The sequence below is a fragment of the Gracilimonas halophila genome, assembly GCF_042684365.1.
In the GTDB taxonomy this organism is placed as follows: domain Bacteria; phylum Bacteroidota; class Rhodothermia; order Balneolales; family Balneolaceae; genus Gracilimonas; species Gracilimonas halophila.
In genome coordinates this window covers 161609-181712 of the sequence record NZ_JBHULI010000001.1, presented here as the reverse complement: position 1 = coordinate 181712, position 20104 = coordinate 161609, and the positions used below count along the sequence as shown (strand labels likewise).

The 20104-nt window shown below is 42.0% G+C and carries 14 protein-coding genes and 1 tRNA gene; 6 read left to right on the top strand and 9 right to left on the bottom strand.

Annotation, left to right across the window (positions count from 1 at the left end; all coding sequences use genetic code 11):
• The first annotated feature begins 20 nt into the window (after positions 1-20).
• The gene (locus ACFSVN_RS00785; RefSeq protein ID WP_390297139.1) at positions 21-977 is read left to right on the top strand and encodes an NADP-dependent oxidoreductase; all 957 of its coding nucleotides are present in this window, start codon (positions 21-23) and stop codon (positions 975-977) included.
• 124 nt (positions 978-1101) lie between these two features.
• Here the strand turns inward: ACFSVN_RS00785 and ACFSVN_RS00780 are convergent, their stop codons facing one another.
• Positions 1102-1635, bottom strand: coding sequence for an REP-associated tyrosine transposase (locus tag ACFSVN_RS00780; RefSeq protein ID WP_390297136.1), 534 nt, complete (start codon positions 1633-1635; stop codon positions 1102-1104).
• 252 nt (positions 1636-1887) lie between these two features.
• On the opposite strand from ACFSVN_RS00780, the gene ggt reads away from it, so the two are divergent.
• Complete coding sequence (gene ggt / locus ACFSVN_RS00775; RefSeq protein WP_390297133.1) at positions 1888-3624, top strand: gamma-glutamyltransferase; 1737 nt, start codon at positions 1888-1890, stop codon at positions 3622-3624.
• An 84-nt stretch (positions 3625-3708) separates the two neighbouring features.
• Here ggt and ACFSVN_RS00770 read toward each other — a convergent pair whose 3' ends face one another.
• The 3 genes from ACFSVN_RS00770 to ACFSVN_RS00760 all read right to left on the bottom strand — a co-directional run bounded on the left by ACFSVN_RS00770 (position 3709) and on the right by ACFSVN_RS00760 (position 8896).
• Complete coding sequence (locus tag ACFSVN_RS00770) at positions 3709-7089, bottom strand: DEAD/DEAH box helicase family protein (RefSeq protein WP_390297130.1); 3381 nt, start codon at positions 7087-7089, stop codon at positions 3709-3711.
• A gap of 4 nt (positions 7090-7093) precedes the next feature.
• Positions 7094-8179, bottom strand: coding sequence for a Fic family protein (locus ACFSVN_RS00765; RefSeq protein WP_390297127.1), 1086 nt, complete (start codon positions 8177-8179; stop codon positions 7094-7096).
• A gap of 87 nt (positions 8180-8266) precedes the next feature.
• Positions 8267-8896: a type IV toxin-antitoxin system AbiEi family antitoxin domain-containing protein gene (locus ACFSVN_RS00760; RefSeq protein WP_390297124.1), complete on the bottom strand. Its 630-nt coding sequence runs from the start codon at positions 8894-8896 to the stop codon at positions 8267-8269.
• A gap of 1 nt (position 8897) precedes the next feature.
• On the opposite strand from ACFSVN_RS00760, the gene ACFSVN_RS00755 reads away from it, so the two are divergent.
• Positions 8898-9677 (top strand): gamma-glutamyltransferase, encoded by a 780-nt coding sequence (locus tag ACFSVN_RS00755; protein ID WP_390297121.1) that lies wholly within the window; start codon positions 8898-8900, stop codon positions 9675-9677.
• Between the two features lie 58 nt (positions 9678-9735).
• Here ACFSVN_RS00755 and ACFSVN_RS00750 read toward each other — a convergent pair whose 3' ends face one another.
• Positions 9736-10005: a hypothetical protein gene (locus ACFSVN_RS00750; protein ID WP_390297118.1), complete on the bottom strand. Its 270-nt coding sequence runs from the start codon at positions 10003-10005 to the stop codon at positions 9736-9738.
• 406 nt (positions 10006-10411) lie between these two features.
• Here ACFSVN_RS00750 and ACFSVN_RS00745 point away from each other — a divergent pair, with 406 nt between their 5' ends.
• Complete coding sequence (locus ACFSVN_RS00745; RefSeq protein ID WP_390297115.1) at positions 10412-12784, top strand: restriction endonuclease subunit M; 2373 nt, start codon at positions 10412-10414, stop codon at positions 12782-12784.
• A 1-nt stretch (position 12785) separates the two neighbouring features.
• Entirely contained in the window at positions 12786-14180 is a 1395-nt protein-coding gene (locus tag ACFSVN_RS00740) for a restriction endonuclease subunit S (protein ID WP_390297112.1), read from the top strand.
• 111 nt (positions 14181-14291) lie between these two features.
• Here ACFSVN_RS00740 and ACFSVN_RS00735 read toward each other — a convergent pair.
• Both ACFSVN_RS00735 and recJ read right to left on the bottom strand, forming a co-directional pair.
• Positions 14292-14364 (bottom strand) — tRNA-Phe (locus ACFSVN_RS00735).
• A gap of 78 nt (positions 14365-14442) precedes the next feature.
• Positions 14443-16149, bottom strand: a complete 1707-nt coding sequence (gene recJ, locus ACFSVN_RS00730; RefSeq protein ID WP_390297109.1) for a single-stranded-DNA-specific exonuclease RecJ — start codon at positions 16147-16149, stop codon at positions 14443-14445.
• A 293-nt stretch (positions 16150-16442) separates the two neighbouring features.
• On the opposite strand from recJ, the gene ACFSVN_RS00725 reads away from it, so the two are divergent.
• Positions 16443-17618 (top strand): Glu/Leu/Phe/Val family dehydrogenase, encoded by a 1176-nt coding sequence (locus ACFSVN_RS00725; protein WP_390297106.1) that lies wholly within the window; start codon positions 16443-16445, stop codon positions 17616-17618.
• Between the two features lie 270 nt (positions 17619-17888).
• On the opposite strand, the gene ACFSVN_RS00720 is transcribed toward ACFSVN_RS00725, so the two are convergent.
• Both ACFSVN_RS00720 and ACFSVN_RS00715 read right to left on the bottom strand, forming a co-directional pair.
• Positions 17889-18260: an endonuclease domain-containing protein gene (locus ACFSVN_RS00720; RefSeq protein ID WP_390297103.1), complete on the bottom strand. Its 372-nt coding sequence runs from the start codon at positions 18258-18260 to the stop codon at positions 17889-17891.
• Positions 18261-18507: 247 nt separating this feature from the next.
• The gene (locus tag ACFSVN_RS00715) at positions 18508-20094 is read right to left on the bottom strand and encodes a Ppx/GppA phosphatase family protein (RefSeq protein ID WP_390297100.1); all 1587 of its coding nucleotides are present in this window, start codon (positions 20092-20094) and stop codon (positions 18508-18510) included.
• Positions 20095-20104 lie beyond the last annotated feature (10 nt).

The window sequence follows — 20104 nt, the reverse complement described above, 5'->3', positions numbered from 1 at the left end:
CAAACTAAAGGAAATTTATTATGAGTGAACAAATGAAGGCCGCTTTTATTGAAGAATATGGAGACCTGACTAATATCAAGAGCGATGAATTAGACAAGCCCAAAGCCGGTGAAGGAGAAGTATTGGTGCGGGTTAAAGCTGCCGGAGTTAATCCCGTTGACGCAGCTGTTGCGCGGGGTATGCTTAAAGATGCCATTCCCGGTGAATTCCCTCTTATTCACGGATGGGATGTAGCAGGTGTAGTGGAAGAAACCGGCCACTCGGTCAGCCGTTTTAGTCCCGGGGATGAAGTCTATGCGTATGCAAGACGCCCGAAGATCCAACACGGAACCTTTGCAGAATATGTGTGTCTACCGGAATCTTATCTTGCTGAACGGCCATCCAATATTTCTATGGAAGAAGCCGGCGGGATCCCATTAGTGGGATTAACAGCCTATCAATCCATTTTTGATTTTGGCAGACTTAAAAAGGGCCAAACCTTGTTAATTTTAGGTGCTTCAGGCGGGGTAGGTACGTTAGCTATTCAATTAGCGAAATCTGTTGGCGCAAACGTAATTGGTGTGGCAAGTGAAGCCAACCATGAATACATGAAAGAACTCGGCGCTGATATCACAATTGATTACAAAGACAATCATGTTGGGGAAGCGGTTCAAAAAGCCCAACCTGAAGGCGTTGACCTTATCTTTCATTGTTCCCGCGGAGATTCTTTTGCCCAAGTTATGGAAACCGGTGTGTTAAAAGATGATGGGAAAGTTGCATCCATTACCAACAGCAAGCCCGACATTAGTGATGAGATTGAATTCAAATACGTATTTGTAGAACCAAATGCAGAACAGCTTGAACATATTGCGGTGCTCGCTGATAACGGCAAAATAAAAGTACCCGTTTCCAAGACTTATTCCCTGGATGAAGCCGGACAAGCTCTTCAGGAAATTGAAAAGCTTCATACCAGAGGGAAATTGATTATTACCCCTTAAGAGCTGTGACATCAAAATAGACTCCAAAGCCGGTCCTTCGGATCGGCTTTTTTTATACCCCCCCCTAAATACTCGTCACGAAGCTCCGGCTTCGTGATGCAGTCCGGGAAGCTCCGGCTTCCACTCAAATGATTCTCTGAATATCTAATAACCCACTACCTCCCAAATAATCCCTCGCTGAAGAATACCTCCAGTCCTCCGGTTTATCCACATACCCTCGCTTAACCGGGTTAAAGTGCACATAATTAATCTTCTGATTCAAGATCTTCTCCGTAGATATTTGCTTGGGATGATAACCCTCCTGCCACACTTGAAATACAGACTCCTTTTTCCCGCGTTTTCGTGAAAAAGCCAGCTGTTTCAAATAAAGCTGATAATTCTTTGATCTCAGGAAATCCAGGATCTGCTTTGCCGTATACGATTTAATGCTTTGCATACATGTTTTTAAATCTTCTTGCTCGGCAATGAGATGAAAGTGATTTTCCATAACGCACCAAGCATACACTTTTAGATCATTTTTATATTGATGATGCTTTATAGCCTCAATGACAAAATTTACTATCTCAGGCTTTGAGAATAGAGGTAATCCATGTACAAAACTGCTGGTAAGTAGATAGGGATACCAAGGTTCGTGTTGTTTGTATCGGCTTCTTCCCATCGTGTTTTTTTTAGTAAGAGCGATTCGGATGAGATTCCTTACAATCTTTTTTTAGGACACCGGGATGGTTTAATATTTGGCTTGTTCCTTTGCTGGAAGCTGGAGCTTCCGGGACTGCGTTGCTAAGCCGGAGCTTAGCAACGAGGAAGTTTTCCCGTGCATTCGAGGTGTAACATTTTTGAAAAGGTTTGTTTTGTAAAAGGCATTATCGGATTGTATAATCCAACACATAGTTAATAAAATCAGACCCCGATGAAACGCTTTTACACCTTACTTTTTCCATTCCTGTTTACTTTAATTCTTATCCCCGTTGAAACCCTCCAGGCCCAGATCGACCGCGAGGCCGGTAACCTGATCTCCACTCGTTCAGAGGTGATAGCACAACGGGGTATGGTGGCCACCAGTCAGCCTTTGGCAACCCAGGTAGGGTTAGAAATTTTGAGAAACGGTGGGAATGCGATCGATGCAGCTATCGGGGCCAATGCCGCAATGGGACTTATGGAACCCACCGGTAACGGCATCGGCGGTGATCTCTTTGCCATAATCTGGCATGCTGAAAGCCAGCAGCTTTACGCGCTCAACGCCAGCGGACGTTCTCCGCGCGGACTCTCCTACGAGCGACTGATGAAGATCCTGGAAGAAAAAGGAGAAAACAGTATTCCGGCTTATGATCTGCTTTCAGTCTCTGTACCGGGAGCAGTGGATGGATGGTTTGAGATGCACGAACGGTTTGGCTCAGTTGATATGAGTGATATTCTTTCGGAACCAATCTGGTATGCTGAAAACGGATTCCCGGTCAGTGAGGCAATCTCGGCAGCATGGAGACGCAGTGTTCCTTTTCTGAAGACTCAGCCCGGCGCTTTTGAAGAGACTTTCACGATCGACGGCGAGGGACCGGAAAAAGGAGAAGTGTTTCGCAATCCTGATCTTGGGAATACCTTCCGTCTGTTGGCTGAACAAGGTCGGGATGCGTTCTATCGGGGAGAAATAGCCAGGAAGATCGATATCTGGATGAAAGAGAATAACGGCTACCTGCGCTATGAAGATTTCGATAAGCATGAATCGGAGTGGGTAGAACCGCAAACAGTGAACTACCGTGGCTATGATGTGTATCAGGTAGGCGGAAACGTACAGGGAACAGCCGTTCTTCAGATACTGAATATCCTGGAAGGGTTTGATCTTAGCGAAACCGGATTCGGTACTACAGAAACCCTTCACCTGATGATCGAAGCCAAGAAACTGGCTTTTGAGGATCGAGCGAAACACTATGCTGACCCCGCTTTTCATGATGTTCCTTATGATAAATTACTGTCCAAAGAATATGCGGCTGAACGTCGTGAGCTGATCGGCGACCGTGCCCGCAGAGACCTCACCACCGGTGTTGAAGTACTGGAAGATGGGGACACTATTTACATGACCACCGCCGATGAAGAGGGTAATATGGTCTCTCTCATTCAAAGTAACTTTCGGGGAATGGGAACCGGATTTGTCGTTCCCGGAACCGGATTCAGTTTTCAGAACCGGGGCGAGTTATTTTCACTCGATCCGAATCACCCGAATGTGTATGCCCCGGGCAAGCGGCCATTCCATACCATCATCCCCGGCTTTCTTATGAAAGACGGAAAACCGATCATGGCGTTTGGTAATATGGGCGGCGGGTATCAGCCGATCGGACATGTAAGTATTCTTACGAACATCGTTGATTTTGGAATGAATGTACAGCAGGCCGGTGACGCCTTCCGTTGGGAGCATTCCGGCTCTACCCAGCCTACCGATGCCCTTTCGGATAAACTCACCGACACAGGACAGGTAAGCATTGAGTCCGGCGTGAGCTTTGAAGTGGTGCAAGCCCTCCGCCAAATGGGGCATGATGTACAGATCGGAGACAGCTTCTTCGGCCGCTTCCAGGCCATCATGCGCGACCATGAAAAGGGTGTGTATTTCGGAGCTTCGGAGTCGAGAGTGGATGGCCAGGCTGCGGGGTATTGAGAGCCTCGTTTTTTTTGCTTCACGGGAAGCAGGAGCTTCCGGGACTGCGTTGCTAAGCTCCGGCTTAGCAACGAGTATTAACCCTTAACCCACCTTAATCTCATTCAATCCCCGAACCTTCTCCACCAGCAGATCAATAACTTTGGCATTGTTATCAAAGACTCCATCTAAGCCGTCTTCATCAATAAAATTGAACGGTGGTTCGTAGAGATTGGCAACATCCAGGTGGCCTTTTTCCGTGTAAAATTCAATCATCTGCTCTATAAACTGAATTTGATTTGAGCTGAGTTGGTTATTCTGCAAAAACTGGTCGAATTCTTTAACGACGGCTTCACGATCCAGCCCAGAGACTGATCGTACAAATTCTACTACCTTCAGGTTCTTACCTACGAGCTCGTGAAATTCCTCCGGACTGATGCTTGGATCCGATTCCAATAAGAACTGCTCCAGGGTTTCAAGATCTTTGTCCGTGAGTGGCTTAGCTTTCCGAATCTTCTCAATAATCAAATGATTGCTGTGCTCTTCAATGAATTTTCTAATCTTTCTTAGGTACCGATCTTTATTTACCCCGGAGTCGGATGCAAAGCTATCATCTATCTCAATCTCACCAAACTCATCCTCAAAATCCGTATACACAGGAGCGCGACTCTTTCTTTCAATGAGGTGCATAAGATCCCGCAATTGCTGACGAATTTCTTCAAGATTGGTGACTTTCGGGGAGGTCCAAAATTCTTCACTTATCGCCTTCTCAACGGTGGGAAGTACTTTCTTTACTGCAGGAATATGCTTCTTTGAGTACAAATGCTCTGCCAACTCTATCACGACTTCCTTGGTCTTTTTCTGCTGTAATACGCCATCCATTTCTTCATGCTGAAGGGTGAGCATAAGCAGATCAAACCGGCGGGACATTTCGTCTTCGTCGATGTTTGCCGGTATCAGTTCTGCCAGCTCACGTACGATTTCTTTGCGTTCCTGGGGTTGCAGGTGATCCCACACGGCTCGTTCACTGAGCTTATCTACTAGTTTCAATTTAGGGCGAACCTGAACACTTTGACGCTCGAGGTTGGACACCTGCTGATGCAGCAGATCAAGTAAATTCGTTCTGTACTGCTGAAGTTCTTCATCTCTGTTGTAAGGCTCATTCTTAAGTTTAGCAGTCAGAAGAAGCCGCTTTTCAAAGATCTTTGCTGTAATTGATGCTGAAGAAGTCGTTTCGTAGCCTTCCGGATTTTGCTCGAAGAACTCAAAGTTTCCACAATAGTCGAAAATGAGGAAGTGCTGCTTATCACTTCCCGGACCAAATAAGTCTTCTCGCAGCCGCGTACCTCGACCTATCATCTGGTTAAACTTGGCTTTGGAACGGACGGGCTTAAAGAACACAAGATTTACACAATCTGGCGCATCAATCCCGGTGTCCATCATATCTACAGAGATGGCTATAACCGGTCTTTCATCGGGCAGGCAAAACTTTTCAACCAAATCCTGAGCATACTCAACTTTGTTATCAATCACCTTTGCAAATTTTCCGGCATACTGAGGAAAGTTCTTGTCGAATACCTCTTTAATGAATACGGCATGCTTGTGATTTTTGGCAAACATGATGGTATCGCCCAAACGATCTCCACCTTCAACCTTGATACCATGCTCCATGAGTTGCTTCAATACTTTCTCAACCGTATCCTCATTAAACAACCATGCATTGAGTTTGCCAGGATCGATATGATCGGGAACGGCTCCGGTTTCATCATCGGCGAGCAAATCATCATACTGCTTTTTTTCTTCTTCAGAGAGCTCAGCGTATTTTATACCCTCGGTTATAAACTTACCTAAGACAGAGATGGTTTTAGGCGGAACCAAATAACCATCGCTCACCGCTTCTTCCAGTCCATAGGCGTAGGTAGGATTCCCTTGCTCAGCATTGAATAGATTGTAGGTGTCGTGATCTACATCTTCTTTAGGCGTAGCTGTCAAGCCAAGCAGCAAAGAATCAAAATAGTCAAAAATAGCTTGGTACTTATTGTAAACACTTCGGTGAGCTTCATCGATAATCACCAGATCAAAGTGGCCGGGATCGAATTTCCGCTTTCCTTCTTCCAGGTTCTCGATCTGATTCAGCATGGTGGGGTAAGTACTGAAGACTACCCGAGCCGCATCGTCATTCTTTTCTTCCACTAGGTTTACGATAGGAACTTCGGGGAGATGTTCTGCATAATTCTTATATGCTTGCTTCACCAAGGCATTGCGATCCGCTAAAAACAAGACTCTTTTGGCCCATTTCTTTTTGAGCACCATGTCGGTGATGGAAATAGCCGTTCGGGTTTTACCGGTACCGGTGGCCATAACTAATAACGCCCGTCGGTGACCCTCCTGAAATCGTTCTCCTACTCTTCGAATAGCAGCTACCTGATAGTAACGGCCCGTAATTTTCTTATTAACCTCCGCCAGTTTAAGCGACTCTTTATTTGCTCGCTGAAAGAACAGCTTCTGAAGGCTGTCCTTAGTATAGAACCCCAAAACAGATCGGGGCGGATACTGCTCATCATCCCAGATCCAGATCTCGTAGCCGTTCGACATGAAGATGACCGGGCGAACGCCAAACTCTTTCTCCAAACAATCGGCATACAACTTGGCCTGATGCTGTCCTTCATCGTAACTGCGAGTAGTTCGCTTGGCCTCCACCAAAGCCAATGGTTTTCCATTGTCATCCCAAAGCACATAATCCACATAGCCGGTTCCGGATTTGTTAGGCATCCCTGAGACTTCATACTCGCGTACGTTCCGTTCAGCCGGGTCCCAGCCTGATTCCCGAAGCATGACATCAATCAACAGTTCACGGGTCTCTGCTTCATTGTAATCGTGATTGTCAGCGTACTTGCGGGTTTGCAAGCGCATCTGCTTGATTTCCCGATTACGCTGCTCTAAGGCTTTGTCTTTTTCTTCCAGTGACTGCTGTAATTCCCGCAACCGATCTGCCCGTTCTTCCATTTGGAATTCGAGTTCCTGCAGTCGGGCCAGTGATTCTTTAGAAGCCGATTCTACCTTGGGGACTTTATCAGGATCAAATTCCAGTTCAGGTTTGGGCTCTTCATCGGTAGTGTAGGTGCTATAAAGCCAATACATCACATGAAAAACTTCCCTACAAACTCGTAATGCATCATCTTCCGTGACTCGTTTATTGTCGTGAAGTGCAATATTGCCGACCTTCCGAATCACTTTGATCTTCTCATACACCTGGTAGCCAATGATCTTTTTGAAGCCCATCTCATTGGTGATATTATACAAGCCGGTGTCGTAGGGAAGCTCTAAGTCTTCATCATGCTCATACATCCACAGCACCACCTGCTCAATAAGATGCCGGGCACGGCCGCAGGCTCCACGCGGGTCAAAATGCACAAGTTTCTCCACGGCTTTGGCATTGTCAATAAACTCAGGCCAGTCGGGATGTAGAAAGTCAAAATTGGACATCGCTTTACTTGTTATCTACTAATATTTCCAACAAATTGTTGTTAATGTAATAATTATCTCTTCCCTGTTTTACTTTTTTTAGAAAATTGGCCTCTGACAGTTCATCTAAGTATTTGGTAGCGGTAGGGCGACTGACTCTCAAATCATCTTTCAGGTGATTGATTTTGGTATAAGGATGCCTGAAAATATGGTTGATCAGATCCTGACTGTAAAAAGAAAATTGTTTTCTGATTTCGTGTTTCGCCCTTAGCATCTCTTCGCGAATCTGCGTGATGTCGTCAATCGTGCCGATCGATGTTTGCTTGACTCCTTCAAGCAGATATAAGATCCAGCTTTCCCAATCATTGTGGGTTCTTACGCGTTGCAATAGCTCGTAATATTTTGGCTTATTTTGTACGATATACCTACTTAGATAAAGTACCGGAATATCCAGCAATCCTTTTTGAACCAGGTACAGCATGTTGATGATGCGTCCGGTTCTTCCATTTCCATCATAAAACGGATGAATGCTTTCAAACTGAACATGAATAATGGCCATTTTAATGAGTGGATGAACATTTGAGAGCTCATCGTTATTGATGTATTGCTCCAGGTTATCCAGGGCTTTGAGGATGACATCTTTGTGTTGAGGCGGGACAAACACAACTTCTCCCGTTGAAGGATTCGTTAGTTTTGTCCCAGGTAAAGCCCGAACGCCTGCATCGTTATCTTCCAGGTTTTCCTGAATGGCAATGATGTCGTTAATCCGTATAAGGCCACCTTTTTGAATACGAACAAAGCCTTCTTTTAATGCAACGGCGTATCGCTGTACCTCCTTGGTGGTTTGGTCAATTCTCTTCTCTTTTTCTACATCTGCCTTGTAAAGGGCATCGCTGGTTGTTACAATATTCTCAATCTCAGAGGAATCTCTTGCCTCCTGAATAGGCAGCGTATTGAGGAGAATCCCCTGATTTGGAATAGTTTGTGAAATCCCCTTTAACTCAGATAAATACTGCTGAGCTTCCAGCGCTTTTTTGAGTACTTCCGGGGTTTCCACGTTTACTTTGGGAGGAAGCGGACGCCATTCCCATTCTTTTGGTTCGGATATCATAAAATTTTGGTTAATTCTTTACACATGGAAGAGTATATGTAAAAAATACCCGAATTTCTTTACATATAATAAAAACGTGTAAACTATCTAGTGATTTGTTTGTGTATTGCCCAAAGCGGTACAGTAAGGAGTAATTACATTTTTAACCCTACACATCTCCGCAAATTTCAGAATTTCTTTATAAGTCGCCTTCCCATCACTAATCCCCCGTTTCAGCGCTTCAATAGCTACATCAAGACCGATTTGATTGCGGAATTTGAAGCAGTCGGCAATGGTCTTGGCCGGGTTGAATACTTTTAATGAGATACCATCGAACTGTTTTGTTTGTACTCCTGCACTTAGGGTCTTTTCTGAGAATCGATATACGTTTACAGGTGGATAATCGAGTGTGGGGTTACGACTTGTTCGAGGAAGAGCTATATGTACTTTATGAGGTATCTCGTCAGTTATATCATGAAGATCTAGGGCGGATATAAGGCATACGACTGCCTCCGGTATTTTTCGGGCTACAATTACCAGATCGGGATTACTAAGAGGCTCTTTATTCTGAAGCTGATACACGCCTCTCTCAAGTTGAGTTAGATATCCCTCATCTCTCATATAGTATAGGGTACGGGGTGATATACCAGCATCCAAAGCCTCTGCGGTACGCATTACTCCCTGATATTCTTTAAAAATCCGGACAGCGTCTTCTATTTTATTGTTTGAAACGTACATTATGTATAAATATGCATACAGTTTTAAGAAACTGGCTTTTGAAGATCGGGCGAAACACTATGCTGATCCCGCTTTTCATGATGTTCCTTATGATAAATTACTGTCCAAAGAATATGCGGCTGAACGTCGTGAGCTGATCGGCGACCGTGCCCGCAGAGACCTCACCACCGGTGTTGAAGTGCTGGAAGATGGGGACACTATTTACATGACCACCGCCGATGAAGAGGGCAATATGGTTTCCCTCATTCAAAGTAACTTCCGGGGAATGGGAACCGGATTTGTCGTTCCAGGAACCGGGTTTAGTTTCCAGAACCGGGGCGAGTTATTTTCACTCGATCCGAATCATCCGAATGTATATGCCCCGGGTAAGCGGCCATTCCATACCATCATCCCCGGCTTTCTTATGAAAGACGGCCAGCCGATCATGGCGTTTGGTAATATGGGCGGAGGGTACCAGCCGATCGGACATGTAAGTATTCTTACGAACATCATTGATTTTGGAATGAACGTACAGCAGGCCGGTGACGCCTTCCGTTGGGAGCATTCCGGCTCTACCCAGCCTACCGATGCCCTTTCGGATAAACTCACCGACACAGGACAGGTAAGCATTGAATCCGGCGTGAGCTTTGAAGTGGTGCAAGCCCTCCGACAAATGGGGCATAACGTGCAGATCGGAGATAGCTTCTTCGGTCGCTTCCAGGCCATCATGCGCGACCATGAAAAGGGCGTGTATTTCGGAGCTTCGGAATCGAGAGTGGATGGACAGGCTGCAGGGTATTGAGAACCTCGTTTTTTACTTCACGGGAAGCTGTAACTTAGCAACTAAGGAAAAACTAATTTCAATTAAGAAACAAACTTGCAAAAACAAAAATAATATTCACAATAGTTAAAATAGTTATCCAGATCGTGAGTGTTTTAATGTTCTTGTTTAGCTTTAAATTTTCTTTTAAAAAAACTATGTCTAAAACTGATCTATAATTTTTTGATAAGGATTGACCTGTATTAGCAATTTGAACTAACAAATTTGCTAAATCAACAGGTTCGAGATCATCTTCTAGAATGGTTTTATAATTTTCTTTCAGTACATCATTGATCTTTGAGTCTGACATAATTTAAGTATTGGTTGGATGTTTAGTCAGTAATAAAGTTAATAGTCCTCATAAAGACAATAATGATAAGCCTCTCTATTTACTTTCGGCTACTGGAAAGTATTTGTACAGGCACTCGAATGGATTGAGCAAGTGCATTAAGCTACACAGCAGAACATAAAACTATCTATTCTTTCAAGGAGTGTATTTGCGTGCACTCCTTTTGTGCATCTATAGACTTGCACTTAAACTGTTTTTTATTACTTTGTTCTTAAATGCCAATCTTTTGATTGGGTACAAATAAATGGGACTCATGGCTTGTTCATAGTCCCATAGTTCGCTGACGATAAATTAGATTATGAGTATTTTATTTCTCATTATCAGCACGTTTTTAAATAATAGCTACTAATACCAATTTCTCTAAAGGATGAATTTCTCTAAAATAGACGAGTATATAAAACAGAGTACAATCAAGGCAGTTGAAAATATTGACCTTGAATCAAACAAAATTAAATACTCGGAGAAGATAGAAGGCCGAAAAATTTCTAAAATTTCTGGTGAGGAGGAGATAGTTAGGGCATATCTTATGACACTGTTATCAAATGAACTGGGCTACCCTTTAGAAAAATTAGAAATTGAGCGTGAATATGATATTGGAAGACCAAAAGTAAACAAACCTAGAATAGATTTATTAGTAAAAGATTCTAAGGGAAATCCGTTTTTATACATAGAAGTAAAAAGTCCTAGTGAGTATGAAATTGATAAAGATGAGGTAATTGAGAAACAATTATACAACTTAGCATCTCAAGAAATAGGTAAAGGAAATACAATAAAGTATCTAATACTTTATACAGTTGAAATTGTTGATGAGTCTATAAAAGACAAATGTATTGTTATTGATTATGAAAAATATAGCTCATTTGATGATTGGAAAGAGGACCGAAACTTTGTTGATGAAATTCCAAAAGATTACGGTAAAGCAAAGAAAGAGCCTTACAAAAAAGGTGGAAACAAAGATCTTGAAACTAACTTTTCTCATACTCAATTAAATGCTTTAAGGGAAAATCTACATAATGTTCTCTGGGGGGGTGGAGGAACCGATGATAATGATGTTTTCTCAAGTCTTGTAAATTTAATCCTTGCTAAAATTCAAGATGAAAGTGAAAAGAAAAATGGAGAAGTATATGATTTCCAAATTTTTGCTTACAGTGATGGAGAGAGTTTTGAGTCAAATGATAAATTATTCGATAGAATAAATAGTCTTTATAGAAGGGCTTTAAAAAATAGACTTAACATTACAGATAAGAAGCGACTTGATAAATCTTATGTTATAGATGAGAATAAGTTTTCCTTAAATAAACTAAAGTACACAGTTTTAGAATTGGAAAGATTTAGTTTTGTTGATGGAAAAAATAGCTTGGATGGAAAAGATATACTAGGAGATTTTTTTGAAGGGATCATAAGAAATGGTTTTAAGCAATCTAAAGGACAGTTTTTTACTCATATTAATATTGTCAGATTTCTTTTATGGGGATTACAATTAGATAAACTTGCAATTGAAAAGGTCAATAATGACTTAGAACTACCTTATTTAATTGATCCAAGTGCTGGAAGTGGAACCTTCTTAATTGAGTATATGAAGTTTATTACTGAAGCATTAAAGAGAAGATTCTCAGATAAATTACATGATAATCGAGATGTAGAAGATAAATTTCATCATTGGTTTAAACCTGATCATCGAGAAAATAAATGGGCATCGGATTATATATATGGAATAGAGATTAATTTTAATTTAGGTACAGCTTCTAAAGTAAATATGATTCTTCATGGTGATGGCTCAACTAATATTTTCATTAAAGATGGCTTGCTACCTTATAATCATTACAGCAAAGAAACCGCTCCTAATTACTTAAATCATTCTGAAATAGATGAAGAATATTCCAAAAAGCCAGTTAACAGTCAGTTTGATTGCATCATAACAAACCCACCTTTCAGTGTTGATTTAGATAACGATACCAAAAAACAATTAAAGGATAACTTTCTTTTTGGCGATCAAAAAAATTCAGAAAACTTATTCATTGAAAGATGGTATCAACTGTTAAAGCCTAATGGAAGGTTTGGTGTAGTACTCCCTGAAAGTGTATTTGATACCACTGAGAATAGATACATTAGGTTATATCTTTTTAAATACTTTAAAATTAAATCTGTCATTTCCCTGCCCTCAATTGCTTTTGAGCCATACACTAGCACTAAGACAAGTTTGCTTTTTGCTCAAAGGAAAACAAAAGGGGAAGTAAAAAAATGGAATGATGAGTGGGATAAATATTCAAAGAGATGGTCTGAATTAAAAACAAGAGTAGAAAATCTCATTAAAGTTTACATACAAAAACAAGAAAGGAGCAAATATCCTTCAATAAAAGACTTAACTGAGAAAGATGATAAATTACTGATACTGGAACTAATCGAGCCTATATATAATGATGAATACGAAAAGATGTCTGTTCGAGATTTATTAAAAGATTTAAGGAAAGAAATTAATGAGCTTTTAAAATTTGATAATGATATCAAGGATGTTTTTGGTTATGTAAATAGTTGGTGGGTATTCTTTCAGGTATCTAAGCAAATTGATTATGAAATATTTATGGCAGAGGCGGAGAAAATTGGTTACAAGAGAACTAAAAGATCAGAAAAGCTTACTGAAAATGAATTGTATAGAGTTGATGAGGATGGAAAGGTAATTGTCGATGACGGTAAAAAGGAGACAATACTAGATTATTTGAGAGATATAACTTGGGATTAAAATGATTGTACACTTTAACACAGCATTTTCTAAAATTGGCAATCAGAAGTACTTAAAACCTAGTGTTGGTTATCGGCATTTTTTCGATAAAAAAGATGCTGTGGTTACGAATGCCCATAATACAATACCTTTAAAAAAAGTATTATTTGAATGTGAAAGGACGACCTTTAAAAAAGGAGAGCTGGAAGAAGAATTCAATTTAGTCGATTTAGAAAACATCGAGAAAAGACTGAATAGTCTTTATGATGTTCAAAAGGTAGATAAGATTGGCTCAAATAAATATAAAATCGGGAAAGGAGATATAATAATTTCTAAAATTCAACCTAGAAATGGGGACATATATCTATTAGGTACTAATGAAGAATTTCTTTGTTCAACAGAATTAATCGAATACAAAATTAGTAAAAAATATTACCCACTATTCTTTTACTATCTAATAACTTTGCCAGAAGTATTGGCTGAATTAGAAAAATTGGAAAGCGGTAAAACTCATCGCAGAGTATCTAAATATGATTTATTACAAGTAAGAATACCACTTGTGAATTATGATCAGCAGTTAGAGTGTGCAGAGTTAGTCAATGATAAGCAGAAAGAAATTTTTGATCTTAAAAAACAGCTTAAAGACACCCGGGATACAATAGATAAAATATTTACCAGAGAGTATGGCTTTGACTTTGAAAAAGTAAATAGGTTAAGTAGAGGTCTAGATCAAAAGACAAACTTCAGTAGGTTTGCAAATGATGAATTGAAGTTTGATATCAGCTTAAAATATAGAGCTGCATTTGATAGCGTTATTAAGCCAATTAACTTTAAATGGATTCCATTAGATAAAGTTTTAAAGGTAAAAGGAGGGAAAAGGCTACCAAAAGGACATGAATTAGCGAATCATGATACTGGGATATACTATGTACGTGTTGATGACTTAGATTGGACTGGAAAGTTTAACATTGAAAATATTCAGTTCATAAATGAGGAGACAAGGAAGATTATCAAAAAATATATTGCAGATAAAGATGATCTTTTAATCACAATCGTAGGGGCAACTGTTGGAAAATGTGGCATTGTACCAGAAGAGTTATCAGGTCATAACATTACAGAAAATTTTGCTAAACTAGTTATTCGGAATAAAAAGCTATATGATCCAAAATATATCCTCTACTGCTTGCAATCATCTCTCGTTCAGTTGCAAATACTTGAATTTACAGGTAGAGCTTCTCAAGGCAAATTAGCTTTATTTCGAATTAAAAAAATAAGAATTCCTGACCTCAATATTAGCAGACAGAGAGAATTGGTTGAAGAAATCGATGAAGAATTTGAGAAACAGAATTCAATTCGTAACGATATTTCAAGATTAAGAGATGAAATAGACGAAATTATGAGAGGATATATCAAGTGAAATATTTTCTGCTCTCAAAAAATCTCTCCATTTATACAGAAATGTTTGCACTAATGTTTGCACTCAAAATAAAAAAGCCCATGTAAATCAACGACTTACATGGGCTTCGGGTGGGACCGGGCGGATTTGAACCGCCGACACACGGATTTTCAGTCCGTTGCTCTACCGACTGAGCTACAGTCCCTTTCACAAGGACGGCAAAGATAAAGGGTTTATTATCTACATACAATATTGAATTCAATATTGAGCAAAAAAGCTGAGTTTAATCTGAGATATGAATGTCTTTCAATCGCAATTGCAGGGTTCGGCGGCCGTTCCAGTGATTTTCCTCGATTACATACGCCACCTTGAACGGGTTCCCGTTTCGCACACCCGGCAGATATTCATGCATATTGAACCCGATCGTATCGAAAATACCTGAATTTTCCTGCTTCACCCGCATCTTAAGGTGTCCGTTTCCAACGATGGTCGGCTCGCCCACCACTTTCACTTCTTCACTTACAAAAATAGGCCGGAGGTTTCCGGGGCCAAAAGGTTCGAACTGACTTAGCAGTTTCCAGAACTTCATATCCACTTCACCCAAGTCAAGTTTGGCATCTATAGTGAGTTCCGGCTCGAATGAATTTTCGGACAGATCGGTAAAGGCCAGCTCGTTCATGCGCCGTCGGAATTCGGAGAGATTCTTTTCGGTGAGGGTAAGTCCGGCAGCAAATTCGTGCCCTCCAAATTGCTCCAGCAGATCTTCACACTTCTTGATGGCATTATAGATGTTAAACCCTTTGATGCTTCGTGCCGAGCCTTTCACTTTACCGTCCACGTTACTGAGCATAATGGCAGGACGATGATAAAGATCTACCAATCGCGAAGCCACAATGCCGATCACCCCAAGGTGCCAGTTTTCCCCATAAAGGACGATGGTCGAGGTTTCCTCCATATTGAAATCTTCATCGATCTGAGCCATAGCTTCTTTCATGGTCTGGGAATCAGTATCCCTGCGCTTCAGGTTGATGGATTCCAGCTCATAAGCATGTGACTTTGCTTCAGACAGGGTTTCTGAGATCATCAATTTCACAGCCGTGCTGGCATCACCCATACGTCCGGCTGCGTTGATGCGCGGGCCAATGGAAAAAACGATCTTGGCTGTGTTCACTTCATCTTTAGACACATTGATATGGTCGAGTAAAGCCTTGATGCCCACACGAGGACTCTTCTGGATCATATTCAATCCTGCCTTCATCAATACCCGATTCTCATCAATAATAGGTACGATATCGGAAGCGATGGAAATGGCTACAAGGTCCAGGAATTTATAGGCCACGGATTTAGGTAATCCCAGTTTCACAATGGTTCCCTGAATCAGTTTAAAACCAACTCCGGCACCGGAAAGACCATCAAAAGGATAGTTGCAATCAGGACGTTTGGGGTCAAGTACTGCGACCGCATCCGGGATCTCATCTCCTACCGTGTGATGGTCACAAATGATAAGATCGATACCTTTTTCTTTGGCAACTTTAGCTTCTTCAATAGCCGTAATTCCACAATCTACGGAAACGATGAGGGAGGCATTGATCTCCTCGGCATATTTTATGCCATCCGGATTTATTCCATAGCCTTCTTTAAAGCGGTGGGGAATATAATAATCGGCTTCAACCCCAAATTCTTTCAGAAATGTATAGATGCAGGACGTAGCCGTAGTCCCGTCTACGTCGTAATCGCCGTAAACGAGTACTTTCTCACCTTTGCGGATAGCCAGTGCCAGGCGTTCGGCACCAACATCCATATCCTTCATTAAAAAAGGATCGTGGAGGTTATCTATCTTTGGTCGGAAAAAGTATTCTGCATCATTGTATGTTTTTATGCCGCGTATAGCCAGCAAACGGGCTATTTTGTCCGGAATTCCAAGCGTGTCCCCTAATTCCGGGACATACTTTTCCTCTTCCGGCTGCGCGTATACCCAGCGGAATGACATGATTATTTTGTGCTTTATTTTTATTCATAAAGGCTGATCGGCGGTCAAACCGGTACGCCAACGCAAACTGCGTTTTATTACATATAAAATACTATTAAACAGGAGAAAAACAGCATCTTTGTTTATATAAATTAAAGTTTAGCCCTGTAAAGTTCATTCTGTAGCAGATATATCTCATCTTACAAACTTTTGTATCCCTCTTTGCAAATAGGTTGAGAACCGGCAAATAAATCCCGAACTTTGGAAGCGGTTCCAAGGTCCCGTCTTTCCAACATAAATCCTTACCTTTTATTATGACAAAAGTACTCACTAAAGAATCCATACCATTGAATAAAGAGAATAAGAACTTCCTCATTTTTAACGAATTATCTAACAAAGAACATGAGCAGGTGGTGATCTGTTCTGATCCAGAGACCGAATTGAGAGCCATCATTGCCATTCATAACACCACACTTGGGCCTGCCCTCGGCGGAACCCGCATGTGGAACTATGAATCTGAAGATGCCGCTATGAGAGATGTACTTCGCCTCTCGCGCGGCATGACCTATAAATCAGCTATCTCCGGGCTGAATTTAGGCGGTGGTAAAGCGGTTATCATCGGCGACCCTCACACCGAGAAGACAGAAGCTTTGTTCCGTTCTTTTGGCCGTTTTGTAGATGGACTTGGTGGGCGATACATCACTGCTGAGGATGTCGGGATGACCGAGAAGGAAATGGAGTGGATCTATTCCGAAACCAAGTATGTAACCGGAATTCCCAAGGCATTGGGCGGAAGTGGCAATCCATCTCCCGTTACGGCTTATGGTGTTTACATGGGTGTAAAGGCTTGTGCCAAAAAAGCCTATGGCAGCGATTCACTGGAAGGCAAAAAGATCGCCCTTCAGGGAGCCGGGAACGTGGCATCATATTTTGCACGTCACGCTTCCAAGGAGGGAGCCAAATTATATATCTGTGATATTTACGAAGACAAAGCCAAAGAGCTGGCAGAAGAAGTGGGCGGTGAATTGGTAGACCCCGATTCCATCTACGGACTTGATGTCGATATTTTTACCCCATGTGCCTTGGGTGGAGTGATCAACGATGATACCATGGACCAGTTCAAGTGTGATATCATTGCGGGCGGTGCGAATAACGTGCTGGATGAAGAAGATAAGCATGGGCAGATGTTGCTGGACAAAGGCATCATTTACGCACCTGATTATGTGATCAATGCCGGAGGGATCATTAACATTGCGAGCGAGCTTGAGGGATATAACGAAGAGCGTGCGTTGCAAAATGCCGGTAATATCTATAACACCATTACTGATATTCTGGATTATTCGGAAGAGCATGGAATGCCGGCTCATAAAGCCTCCAATGCCTTAGCTGAAAAACGCATTGAAACCATTGGGAACATCAAAAATAAATACTCCTCAAAAGCGAATGTCTCCGGAAGACTGGGCGAGGTTTATAAGCGATTTATCGATTGATCAACTTTCATAAAGATTATTGGAAAAGGGACGTATAAACTGCGTCCCTTTTTTTTGTTAGTGAACTTTGGCGAACTCCACCCTCACCTTTGTTTCCTCTCCCGGGAGAGGAAGACGCTGTGGTGAATTGGGAGATAGTTTAGAGGATATTGCCAATGGCTATAACCTATAATCCAACACAGAAACGGCCTAAGGAGCTTCCCCGCTCGGGCGGGGATTGAGGGGTGGGTCGAGGTTGCCACAGCATCAAAAGTAAACTTCTGAACCAATTCACCTATGAGTCAAGGCCCACTTCTCAATTTCCCGTCTCACCGAATCCGTATTATTCTTTGCATCCAATTCGGTAAACCTCAGAAAACTCACTCCAAATTGCTCAATGATATATTGGCGCTGTTTATCAGCTTCAATGTTGAAGTCATGAGATCTGCCATCTATTTCGATAGCAAGTTTTAATTCCCGGCAAAAGAAATCCACGATAAACCGATGGATGGGATGCTGTCTTCGAAATTTATATCCCAAAACTTGCCTGTTCTTGATTGCTTTCCAAACCTCAATTTCTCCGGGAGTTGAATTTTTTCGAAGCCAGCGAGCTTTGGCTATTAAATCTTCCCGGTAAGGAATGACTGGTATTCTCTTCTTCATAGTACCCTCTTTTTCCCAAATACGATAAAATTTGAGATAATGACAAGTGTTGCTCTTTAGGCGAACTGCACCCTCACCTTTGTTTCCTCTCCCGGGAGAGGAAGACGGTGTGGTGAATTTGGAGGTAGATCGCAGTCTATCACCAATGGATAGAATCTACAATCCAACACAGAACCAACTAAAGAGCTTCCCCGCTCGGGCGGGGATTGAGGGGTGGGTCAAAGTTGATAAAGCATCGATACTAAAACTAAGAATACACCGGTTCCAACACCCGTTCGATCTTCAGCTTCTTGCCCGTCACTTCCTTGAAAAGTTGGGATTTTCGCTCTGCACCCCAGATCTCAAGATAAGGTTCCCCTTCCGTCCAGATGTTAATTCTGATATGATCGTCTTCGGAATGCACTTCCAGTTCTTTTACGTTTTGGAAATGGCTTCGGTCCAATCCATCGGCTACTCTCAGGATCCCGGAAAGCTTTTTAATTCTTTTCCTTATCTCGGGCGACATTTTCCAGTATTCGCCATGCCTTTTCTTGGGTGTTGACCGACGGTGATAGCGAGCCACATTGGCTATGATCTCAATTTCATGTTCCTTGAATCCTTTCAGGTCAGAGTGCCGGATGATGTAGAGAGCATGTTTGTGATGCTTGGAATGGGAGATGTAATAGCCAATGTCATGTAGGTAAGCGGCATATTCCAAAAGTTCACGATCGCCATCTTCTAGTTTCATTTCATCCTGAAGGGCATCAAAAATAGTCAGCGCCATATTGGCTACATGTCGCGAATGATTTTCATGCCAGTCGGTTTTTCGAAGTAACTCAAAAACACTTCGACGCCTTGGATCCGCAAAAGCTCCGGTCCACGGCAAACCTATCATCTCCTTCTTCAGGTAACGGATCACAATTCCTTCACGCAGTGCCTGTGATGAGATCTTGATGGTTTTGATCCCAAATTTACGGATCAGGTAATCAACCAATACCACACCGGTATTTATGAACCCAATGCGTTTGGTGTCAAGCCCGGTTACTTTTCTACGCTGCTTTTTATTGAGTTTAATAAAGTAATCATAGAACTCTTTGAAATCCTGAGCCGAGAATTCCATCTCATTCAGGGTCATGTCCACCGATTTACCTTTTCGGGCTGCGATCATTTGTGCAATATTCTCCATGGTACCCGAAGAACCGATGATGGTATCGGTACGGTGTTGAGCAAATGCCTGAGCTACGTCACGAAGCTGTTCTTCATAATGAGATTCCAGTTTCTTAATGTCTTCTTGGGTGATAGGATCGGCAGGTTTGAAGATCTCCGTCATTCGGGAAACTCCGATCTTTTTACTGGCTGTGTAGAAGAATTTCTCTTCATTCCCCAAAATAAATTCTACGCTGCCTCCCCCAACATCTGCAACCAATACCGGTTTTTCCGTTAACTTTACTCCGTGACGAACGGCCAGGCCAATTAACTCAGCTTCGACCCTGCCGGGAATGGCAAGCATTTTGACGCCAACTTCATCAATGCTTCTTTGAATGAATTCACCCCCGTTTTCTGCTTCGCGGATGGCAGAAGTGGCATAGGCAAGAATTTCTTCACATTCGTAACTGTCAGCCAGCCGTTTAATGTTCTTAAGAGCAGAAAGGCCTCGTTTGAATGCGCCATCGGATAGTCGTTTCCCCATCCCGCCCTTGGCAAGTTGCACCATTTCCTTGAGCTTATCGAGGGTTCGAAAACTGCCATCAGAAAACACATCCACTATGATGGCGTGAAATGAGTTTGTGCCTATATCAATAGCTGCAATGCGTTTAATGGGTACAACCTGGTTGTTATTGCTGCTGCTGATCACGATTTATAGG